Below are 1,619 nucleotides of genomic sequence, written 5' to 3' on the forward strand. Positions count from 1 at the left end.
TTTTATTTAATTTTAATATATATTAATAATTGTATATCTGTATTTAAAAAACAAGTAACTTATTACAAATTTGATAGAAATTTTGAAATATATAGGGTAATTTGAAGTATTTACGAATTATTTTTTATTTTTGGAATTATTCGTTAATATTAGTTCTTTGTTAATATTTATCAGCAACTGTATTATTGAATTAAAGATATTGTCAGAAAATTTATGTAACTTAAGATTAAATTTTTTAATGTACAAAAGTTAAGAAAGAAGGTTTTATAGTGAATTATTTTGAAGAAAGTCTAAAATTACATGAAAAAAATCATGGAAAATTAAGTGTTATTTCTAAGTTTAAAGTAGAAAGTAGAGATGATTTAAGTATTGCTTATTCACCTGGAGTTGCTGAACCTTGTAGAGAAATAAATTCTAATAAAGAAAATGTATATAAGTATACTTCTAAAGGAAATTTAGTTGCTGTTGTAACAGATGGTTCTGCAGTATTAGGTTTAGGCAATATTGGACCTGAAGCTGCTCTTCCTGTTATGGAAGGTAAAGCAATATTATTTAAAGAATTTGGTGGTGTAGATGCATTTCCAATATGTATAGATTCAAATGATGTTGATACCATTGTAAATACAGTTAAATTAATCGCTCCAACCTTCGGCGGAATAAATTTAGAAGATATCTCTGCTCCTCGTTGCTTTGAAATAGAGGAAAAGTTAAAAAAAGAACTTGATATTCCTGTATTCCATGATGATCAACATGGTACTGCAATTGTAGTATTAGCAGGTGTTATAAACTCTTTAAAGCTTGTAAATAAAAATATATCTAATATTAAAATTGTTGTAAATGGTATTGGTGCTGCCGGAACTGCTATTACTAAATTATTAATGTCAGCCGGAGCAACAAATATAGTTCTTTGTGATAAAGTAGGTATATTAAGTGATGATATAGAAGAAATAGATTATGCTAAAAAAGCATTAGCTAAAGAAGTTAATACTGAAAGAGTTAAAGGGACTTTAAAAGATGCTTTAGTGGGCGCTGATATATTTATTGGAGTTTCCGCACCAAATCTATTAACATCAGAAATGGTAAGTACAATGAATAATGATTCTATAATTTTTGCCATGGCTAATCCTAATCCTGAAATAATGCCTGATGATGCAAAAAAAGGTGGTGCAAGAATTATTGGAACTGGTAGATCTGACTTACCAAACCAAATAAATAATGTTTCTGTTTTTCCTGGATTATTTAAAGGAGCTTTAAGAGTTAGAGCTAAAATAATAAATGAAGAAATGAAGCTTGCAGCTGCAATGGCTATAGCTAATGCAATACCTAAGGAACAATTAAATGATGAAAATATAATCCCTTGTTCTTTAGATAGAAAATTAGTAGATATTGTAGCTGATGCAGTAGAAAACGCTGCTATATCAACTAAAGTTGCAAGAATTACTAAGTAAATAAATTAATATAAAATATTTGTATAGATATTTAGCTACCATTTTCATCTTACACCATTCTAAATATTATTGGTATTTAGCTATCTATATAACATATGTAATTTATATTAATTTAAAATAAATAATTGTATATATAACCAGATACTAAACATACACCCACCTGTATTATAT

At 27.0% G+C, this 1,619-nt stretch carries 1 protein-coding gene; it reads left to right on the forward strand.

The features are described 5' to 3' along the window. The first annotated feature begins 269 nt into the window (after positions 1-269). Complete coding sequence (locus GBZ86_RS15700; protein ID WP_327445293.1) at positions 270-1,448, forward strand: NAD(P)-dependent malic enzyme; 1,179 nt, start codon at positions 270-272, stop codon at positions 1,446-1,448. The last annotated feature ends 171 nt before the right edge of the window (positions 1,449-1,619 follow it).

The organism is Clostridium tarantellae (assembly GCF_009295725.1).
Lineage (GTDB): Bacteria > Bacillota > Clostridia > Clostridiales > Clostridiaceae > Sarcina > Sarcina tarantellae.